We start from the raw sequence: 8,122 nt of genomic DNA on the forward strand, positions 1-8,122 counted from the left end.
CCCATCTACCGGGCATCCAGTACCTCCCCGATCTCCCCGCCACAGAACCTCGCGCGGGTGCAGACGATCGTCACCCCGCCCTCCGCATCGATCCACACGATCGCGTTCTGGCCGAACTCCGCGCCGAGCCGGATGGCGTCGCCGCGCACGTCGCCGCGGAGGCACCAGCCGGGCTCGTCCCACGACCCGTCATCCCCCGTCCCGTGCGCGAGCGTCGGCCACGCAATGAGTCCCGCGGCGGCGATGCGGGCGCGGAGCTGGCCGTCGGCGCGCTCGTTCTCATCCAGCGAAAGCTGCGCGGAGGCCGGGTTCCAGGCGGTGACGATGCCGGCGGGGCGGAGCGGCGGCGGCGCGGAGCGGCCCGGGCGCACCTCGACCTCACCGCCGGGACCATGGACGGTCCAGACGGTGGCGAGGTAGGCGTGCAGGAGGTCGGAGTCGCTCACGGTGCGCGGGAAAAGGGCGGGGCGCCCATCCCCGGCGGATGGGGCTCAGTAGCGCTCTTCGCGGGCCAGCCCGCCGCCCGCGCCGTACACGCGCAGGACGTTGGCGCGGCCGTCGTAGTCGGTGTCCACCAGCTGGTAGGCCCGCGCGCCGTCGCGGAACACCTCCACCTGGTCGGCGCGGCCGTCGCCGTTGCGGTCGCTCCACGCCTCCACCGGGCGCGACTGCGCGGTGAAGCGCACGAAGCGCGGGCGCGCGCCGCCGTCGTCGCCGCTGGCGCGCACCTGGTCCAGCTGCACGCCCGTGCCGCCGAACCACGCGCCCAGCGAACCCCTCCACCCGCCGTCCAGCTCGCCCGCGGCGGGCATCTGCGGCATCTGCCGCGACGGCGGAGTCCACTCCTGCCCGGCCCGGGCCGGCGCCGCGCCCAGCGCGACCGCCGCCAGCACCACCAGGCCCGCGGCCGTGTGGATGCGTTGCATCTGGCACCTCTTTGGGAATGGGGTCCCTCTCGTCCTCGCGCGGGGCTCGCGGGGGTCACCTGGGGGGACGAAGGCGGGGGGCCGAGCGTCACGTCCGGGACCGGGCGCGGGGATGGCGGGGAGACCGGTTTCCAACCTCAACCCCTACCCTGCCGAAACGCCGGGGTTCCGCGCGGGGTACGCGCGTTGCGTAGCATTCATGCGGATTTCCATGCGTCCATCGGCCCCGGGCGCCCAACCTTCTGCGGGACAACCAGATGGCGGCAGTCGCAAAGCCGCGCTACCAGGGATTGGTGGCCGCGCGCCGGTGGGAGCACGACCCGGCGCGCCCGCGCGCCGAGTTCTCGCTGGCGGTCGGCGACCGCGTGGGCGAGCTGACCGTGATCGGCCACCTGGCGCGCGGACGCTTCACCGAGCTGTACCAGGTGTGGAGCAACCGGCACTGGTGCGCGCTGACCGCCAAGATCGTGGCGCCCGAGCACATGGGAAAGGGCAATCTCCCGGCATCGCTGCGCAAGGAGGAGCGCGTGCTGGCGCGGGTGCGGCACCCCAACATCGTGCAGGTGTTCGGCACCGGCGACGCCGACGGGCGCCACTACCTGCTCATGGAGTACCTGGCCGGCCCCTCGCTCTTCGACGTGCTGGAGAGCCTGCCCAAGCGCCGCCTGCACGTTCCCGACGCCATCCGCGCGGTGATGCACGTGGGCGCCGCCGTGCACTACCTCCACCGCTGCGGCTGGCTGTACCGCGACCTGAAGCCGGGCAACGTGCACCTCCGCGAGGGGATCCCCGTCCTCCTGGACTTCGACGTGGTCTGGACGCTGGGGAAGGAGGCGCGCCGCCCCGGCGACCGGCTGGGAACGGCGCCGTACATGGCCCCCGAGCAGGTGCTGCGCGAGCCCCTGGCCCCGGCGACGGACGTCTACGGCCTGGGCGCGCTGCTGTACGAGCTGCTGACCGGAAAGTGGCCCACCGAGGAGTTCGAGGAAGACGAGGACGAGGACTGGTTCGACGAGGACGACGACGATTTCGAGCCGCGGACCGCGCTCCCGCCGGTGAGCCCCGACGGGACGCCGCGGAACCTGACCACGCGCGAGCTGACGATGCGCTACCCGCAGATCTCGCAGGAGGTGGTCCCCCCGCGCCAGCGCAACTCGCAGGTCACCCCGGAGCTGGAGCGGCTGATCCTGCGCGCTCTGGAGCGCGACCCGGCCAGGCGCTTCCAGACCGTCAGCGGCATGCTCGCCGCCCTCGCGCCGCTGCTCAAGGGCCGCCACCGCCTCTGGCCCGAGAACGCGCCCGTCGAGCGCCGCAGCGATACCGTAACGCGGTAGGATCTCACGCGGAGACGCGGAGGTGGCTGGGCATGCACCTCCGCGTCTCCGCGTCTCCGCGTGAGATCAACGAGGTTGGAGGACGCGGAAAAGTCTCCTTAACCCCTCTCCCCTTCGGGCAGCCGCACCGTGAACACGCTTCCCTCGCCGAGCGTGCTCGCAAGCGTCACGTCGCCGCCGAGGAGGCGGGCGAGCTCGCGGCTGACGGTAAGGCCCAGGCCGGTGCCCGCGGCCGCGCGGGTCTTGGCGTCGTCCACCTGGCGGAAGGGCTCGAAGACGATCTCGTGGAACTCGGGGGCGATCCCCAGCCCCGTGTCGCGGACGTGCAGCAGCACCTCTCCATCGCCCCGCTCCACCGCGAAGCCCACGCTCCCGCGCGCCGTGAACTTCACCGCGTTCCCCAGCAGGTTCACCAGGATCTGCCGCAGCTTGCGCGGGTCGGTGCGCAGCATGGGCGGGTCGATCTCGTCCGGCAGGTGGAAGAGCAGCCCCTTCTCCCGCGCCAGCGGCTCGATGATGGCGCTCACCTCGTTGGCCACCGAGGCCAGGTCCACGTCCTCCATCTCCGGCGTCTCGCGCCCCGCCTCGATGCGCGAGAAGGTGAGGATCTCCTCGATGATGGAGAGGAGGTGGCGCGACGCGAGGCGGATGCGCTCCACCTGCCCCTGCGCGGAAACGGGGATCGGGTCGGGGATCCCCATCAGCAGCAGGTCCACGTAGCCGATCATGGCGTTCAGCGGGGTGCGCAGCTCGTGGCTCATGGTGGCCAGGAACCCCGCCTTGGCCTGGTTGGCCGCCAGCGCCTCCTCGTACAATCGCGCGTTCTCGATCGCCACGGCGGCGCGGTGCGCCAGCTCGGCCGCGAGATCCACGTCGTCGGCGCCGAAGCGGCGGCCCGAGTCGGAGTGGACCAGCGAGAGCACGCCGAACGTCCGCCCCGCGACGGCGAGGGGGACGGAGACGTAGGAGCGGAAGCCCACGCGGCGCAGCAGGTCGCGGTGCGCGTCGTCCTTCCCCATCAGCTCCACGAACTCCGGGGGGATGTCGAGCACCACCTCGGGCTCGCCGGTGCGGAGGACCTTGCCCGTCCCGTGCGGCGCGTCGATGTCGATCGGGTTGCGGCGCAGCGTCTCGGCCACCAGCTCCACCAGCTCCGGGTCGCGGTGCCCGCAGGCCAGGAGGCGGATGGGGCCGCCCTCCTCCCGCATCTCCACGAAGCACCAGTCCGCCAGCGCCGGCACGGCCAGGTCGGCCACGGTGCGCACCGTCTCGCGGTAGTCCAGCGACGCCGCCAGCCGGCTGCTGGCCTCGGCCAGCACGGCGATGCGGCGGCCGGCCTCCTCGGCGCGGGCGCTGGCGGCGCGCAGCTCCAGGTTGGCGAGCCCCAGCTCCACCGCCAGCCGGTGCGCCTCGTCCGCCCGCTCCTGCAGCGCCGCCGCCTTCTCCGCCAGCTCGCGTGCCAGCCGGGCCGACTCGTCGGCGCGCCACTCGGCCTCGCGGCGGGCCTCGGCCAGCTCGCGCGCGGCCTGCTCGCGGCCGGTGACGTCGGCCACGTGGCTGACCACGCCGTACACGCCGCCCTCCGCGTCCAGCAGCGGCTCGTAGGCGTAGTCCATCACGTGCTCCTCGGCCACGCCGTCGCCGTCCGAGTCGTACCAGGCCGACACGGCGCGCGCGGTGAAGGGCTCGCCGGTGGCGTACACGCGCTCCAGCTCGTCCACGAACCCCTGCGCGGCCAGCTCGGGAAGCGCCTCGCGCGCGGAAAGCCCCAGCACCGGGCGCCCGCCGATCTGCCGCTGCATGGCCTCGCTGAGCGCCACGAAGGTGAGCTCCGGCCCCTCGTGCACCGACACGGCGGCGGGCATCCGCGACAGCACGCGGCGCAGGCGCAGGCGCTCGGCCTCGCGCACGGCCTCGGCCCGGCGGCGCTCGGTCACGTCCTGCGTGGCGCCCACCATCCGCACCGGGCGGCCGTCGTCGCCGTACAGCAGAAAGGCGCGGTCCTCCACCTGCGCCCACTGGCCGTCGGCGCGCAGGTGGCGGTAGCTGTCGGTCCACACCTCGGCGCGGCGGCGGATGGCGTCGTGCACGCCGGCCACCACGCGGTCGCGGTCGTGGGGGTGGATGTGGTCGTACCACCAGTTGGCCTCGGGCGCCACGTCGCCGGGGTGGAAGCCCAGCACCTGGCGGATGGAGTCGCCGAAGCGCACCTCGTCGGTGGCCAGGTCCCAGTCCCACACCACGTCGCGGGTGGCGAGGGTCGCCAGGCGATAGCGCTCCTCGCTGTCGCGCAGCGCCGCCTCGGCCACGCGGCGGTCGTGCACGTCGTTGAACACGCCCACCCACTCGCGGATGCTCCCGTCGGCCTCCAGCACCGGAACGCCGCGGGCCACGAACCAGCGGTAGCTCCCGTCGCGCAGCCGCAGCCGGTACTCGGCCTCGTAGACCGAGCGCGCCTCCACGGCGCTCCACCACACGGCCAGCACGCGCTCGCGGTCGCCGGGGTGGATGGCCGACAGCCACCCGTCGCCGCGCACCTCCTCCACCGTCTGCCCGGTGAGGTGGCGCCAGAAGGGCATGTCCACCACCATTCCGCGGGGGTCGGTGGTCCACACCATCTGCGTCCACGCCTCCACCAGCGAGCGGTAGCGCTCCTCGCTCCGGCGCAGCGCCGTCTCGGCCTCGGCGGAAGGGCGGGTGGGGATGGAGCCCGCCTCCGCGTCGTCCGTCCGCCGGCGCGCCTCGACCTTCCGCACCGTCGCCATCACCCCGCACACCTCGCCCGCCTCGTCGCGCAGCGGGGCGTAGCGCGCCTCGATGCGGACGCCGGTGCCGGTCGCGGGGAGGGTGATCTCCCACTCCGGAGCGGCCGCCGTCTCGCCGCGGAGCGCAGTCCGGGCGATCTCGCGCTCGTTCAGGTCGCGGAGGAAGGGGAAGACCTCGTGCGCGTCGCGGCCCAGCATCTCCGCGGCGGGAACGCCGAAAAGGCGCTCCATCGCCCCGTTCCAGAAGGTGACGCGGAAGTCGCGGTCGTACGCCAGCACGCCGTCGGGGCTGGCGGCGAGGAGGGAGAGGGCGGACGCCGGCGCGGCGGCGGCGAGGTCGGTCATGCGGATGCTTCGGGGGGACGACACCGCCACGGACGCCGCCGGAGTCCACGCGAAATCGAGGACGGCGGCGGGCGCGCCCGCGGGGGCGGATTACGCCCGGAGGTCGTATCCAGTAAGATGCAAGAAACGCCCGTTCAGGTGAAGGTGCGGCGTTCGGATCCAGGTCAGGGAGAAGCGGATGGAGAGGGTGGAGGTGCGGACCGCGGTCGAGCAAGACGCGGCGGCGATCGCGGAGATCTACAACGAGGGGATCCGCGGCCGCGGCGCCACCTTCGAGACGCGCGAGCGCACGGTCGACGAGGTGCGCGCGTGGTTCCGTCGCGAGCGCCACCCGCTGCTGGTGGCGGAGATGGGCGGCGCGGTGGTCGGCTGGGTCGCCGCGTCGGAGTACCGGCCGCGCGACTGCTACGCGGGCGTGGCGGAGTTCTCGGTGTACGTGGCCGGGCGCGCCCGCCGCCGCGGCGTGGGCGATGCGCTGATGCGCGCGTTCGTCCCCGCGCTCGAGGCGGCGGGGTTCTGGAAGGTGCTCTCGCGCATCTTCCCCGAGAACGCCGCCTCGCTGGCCCTCTGCGCGCGCCACGGCTTCCGCGTGGTCGGCACCTACCGCCGCCACGGCAGGCTGGACGGCGCGTGGCGCGACACCGTCATCGTCGAGCGCCTCCTCGGCCCGGCGGAGGAACAGGAAGATGAAGATCTCGATCGACCTTCCCGATGACCTTCTCGCGGCCGCCGATGCCGCAGCGAGTCGGCTGGGGATGAGCCGCGACGAGCTTGTTGCGGAAGCCGTGGCCGCATTCGTGGCGAAGCACGACGCATCTTCCGTCACGGAGAGACTGGACGCAGTTTACGCGACGGAGCCGGGCCGTCTGGATGCACCCGTGCGCCGGGCGCAGATCCGGACGCTGGCACGCGAACCATGGGATGGGGACCGGTGAAGATCTGGATCGATGCGGACGCGGCGCCGCGGGACGTGAAGGAGATCGTATTCCGCGCGGCCAAACGGCTGCAGGTGGAGACGGTGATGGTGGCCAACCTGCGGCTGACGCCGCCGCCGGGGAACCCGTTCGTGAGCGCCGTGCGCGTGGAGGGCGGGCCGGACGTGGCCGACCGCCACATCGCCGAGAACGCCGCGCCGGGCGACCTGGCCGTGACCGCCGACATCCCGCTGGCCGCCGCGCTGGTGGAGAAGCAGGTGAAAGTGCTGGACCCGCGCGGCGATGAGCACACGCCCGACACCATCGGCGAGCGGCTGTCGGTGCGCGACTTCATGGACGGCCTGCGCGGCGCGGGCGTGGAGACCGGCGGCTCGCGCCCGTACGGCGACCGCGACAAGCAGGCCTTCGCCGCCGCGCTCGACCGCGTCCTCACGCGTCTCCTGCGGGCGAAGCGATGATGCGACCCATCCCCCTGATAGCGGATCTGGCAATCACCTGCGCATTCAAAACGCACAGAGGCGTCATCCTGAGTCGTCCCCGTGCTGGGCGCGTCCGGGGGAGGATGAAAGGGAGATCGATCGTCAGCACCAATGCCGCGGAGTGAGCGGATCAGCCTCGCGCAGTTTGCGAGGCTTCCCGTTGTTGTTGCTGCGACTTCAGTCGCCGGTGATCGGCTGCGCTCGAAGCTTTCTTATGCAGGCCGGCCACACCGTCGTTGCCCCGCACGAATGTAGTAACAGATTGCCGCACATCGGCTTGTGATATGCGGGCGGAAGATGGGGATGGGACGGATGAAAATCTCCCCCCAACGCTTACCGGGGAGCCGCTGTAAACTGGGATGGCTCGGCACGGCGGGCGCCGTGCGCGACAGGACCCTCCAATCCGGAACGGACGCCATGCAACGCAAGCTGCTCTTCCCCACCGCGCTGGCCGCGGTCCTCGCTCTGGCCGCCTGCGACCGGGGGATCACGAACGCCGGGACCGCGAACCAGCTGAGCCGCAGCGACGCGGTGGCGCTGGCCGGCGACTTCGGCGACCAGGACGGCGCGATGCTGGACGGCTTCGGCGGCCCGGCGTTCAGCGCGTCGCCGGACGGCCCGTCGTTCGCCACGAGCACGGTGACGACCACCTTCACCCGCACGCGCACCTGCCCGCAGGGCGGCGACGTGAAGCTGGAGGGCAGCCTGGTCCGCAGCTGGGACCGCGCGGCGCAGACGGGAAGCATCCAGTTCACCGCCACGCGGACGGAAGAGGCGTGCGCCTTCAACCACAACGGCGCCACGATCACCGTCACCGGCAGCCCCAACACGCAGCTCACGGCCAGCCAGTCGGTCACGAACGGCACCCCCGGCATCCGCACGGCCACCAAGAAGGGCAGCTTCACCTGGACCAAGAGCACCGGCGGCTCGGGCACCTGCACCGTGGACGTGACCCACACCTGGGACCCGGCCACGCACACGCTGCACGTCTCCGGCACCCTCTGCCGCCAGACCATCGACGTCACCCGCACCTGGACGCAGAGCTGAGCGCACCAACGCACGAGTGAACAACGGCGGCCCCGGAGGAAGCTTCCTCCGGGGCCGCCGCCGCTTATATCAGCGCATCTCGTCCCAGTCACGTGCTGCCGCGGCTATGGATCCTTCGGCCTGCGACCTACCGTGCGGCCGCTGATGACAGTGTGGCCGGCCTGAATAGAAAGTTCGCGGCCTGGCCCCCCACCGGCGACTGAAGTCGCAGCAACAACTACGGGAAGCCTCGCAAACTGCGCGAGGCTGATCCGCTCATTCTGTGGCATCAGCGCTCACGACCACTGTCCT

General features: G+C 72.5%; 8 protein-coding genes. 5 read left to right on the forward strand and 3 right to left on the reverse strand.

Going from position 1 to position 8,122, the window contains the following annotated elements:
• Positions 1 to 5 precede the first annotated feature (5 nt).
• Positions 6 to 446 carry a DUF3293 domain-containing protein gene (locus VLK66_RS09055; protein WP_325309074.1) on the reverse strand — a complete coding sequence of 147 codons (441 nt, stop codon included), beginning with the start codon at positions 444 to 446 and terminating at the stop codon, positions 6 to 8.
• A gap of 45 nt (positions 447 to 491) precedes the next feature.
• Positions 492 to 926: a hypothetical protein gene (locus VLK66_RS09060; RefSeq protein WP_325309075.1), complete on the reverse strand. Its 435-nt coding sequence runs from the start codon at positions 924 to 926 to the stop codon at positions 492 to 494.
• Between the two features lie 257 nt (positions 927 to 1,183).
• Here VLK66_RS09060 and VLK66_RS09065 point away from each other — a divergent pair, with 257 nt between their 5' ends.
• On the forward strand, positions 1,184 to 2,260 hold the full coding sequence (locus tag VLK66_RS09065) for a serine/threonine-protein kinase (RefSeq protein WP_325309076.1): 1,077 nt from the start codon (positions 1,184 to 1,186) through the stop codon (positions 2,258 to 2,260).
• Positions 2,261 to 2,358: 98 nt separating this feature from the next.
• On the opposite strand, the gene VLK66_RS09070 is transcribed toward VLK66_RS09065, so the two are convergent.
• Positions 2,359 to 5,370, reverse strand: a complete 3,012-nt coding sequence (locus VLK66_RS09070) for a PAS domain S-box protein (protein ID WP_325309077.1) — start codon at positions 5,368 to 5,370, stop codon at positions 2,359 to 2,361.
• Between the two features lie 178 nt (positions 5,371 to 5,548).
• Here VLK66_RS09070 and VLK66_RS09075 point away from each other — a divergent pair, with 178 nt between their 5' ends.
• The 4 genes from VLK66_RS09075 to VLK66_RS09090 all read left to right on the forward strand — a co-directional run bounded on the left by VLK66_RS09075 (position 5,549) and on the right by VLK66_RS09090 (position 7,831).
• Positions 5,549 to 6,085, forward strand: a complete 537-nt coding sequence (locus VLK66_RS09075) for an arsinothricin resistance N-acetyltransferase ArsN1 family A (RefSeq protein ID WP_325309078.1) — start codon at positions 5,549 to 5,551, stop codon at positions 6,083 to 6,085.
• Positions 6,057 to 6,305, forward strand: coding sequence for a hypothetical protein (locus VLK66_RS09080; protein ID WP_325309079.1), 249 nt, complete (start codon positions 6,057 to 6,059; stop codon positions 6,303 to 6,305). The genes VLK66_RS09075 and VLK66_RS09080 overlap by 29 nt, the downstream gene beginning before the upstream one ends.
• Positions 6,302 to 6,763 carry a YaiI/YqxD family protein gene (locus VLK66_RS09085; protein WP_325309080.1) on the forward strand — a complete coding sequence of 154 codons (462 nt, stop codon included), beginning with the start codon at positions 6,302 to 6,304 and terminating at the stop codon, positions 6,761 to 6,763. The genes VLK66_RS09080 and VLK66_RS09085 overlap by 4 nt, the downstream gene beginning before the upstream one ends.
• Before the next feature lie 438 nt (positions 6,764 to 7,201).
• A complete protein-coding gene (locus tag VLK66_RS09090; RefSeq protein ID WP_325309081.1) occupies positions 7,202 to 7,831 on the forward strand; it encodes a hypothetical protein in 630 nt (209 codons plus the stop codon).
• The last annotated feature ends 291 nt before the right edge of the window (positions 7,832 to 8,122 follow it).

Origin of the sequence: Longimicrobium sp., assembly GCF_035474595.1 — a bacterium.
Taxonomy (GTDB): domain Bacteria; phylum Gemmatimonadota; class Gemmatimonadetes; order Longimicrobiales; family Longimicrobiaceae; genus Longimicrobium.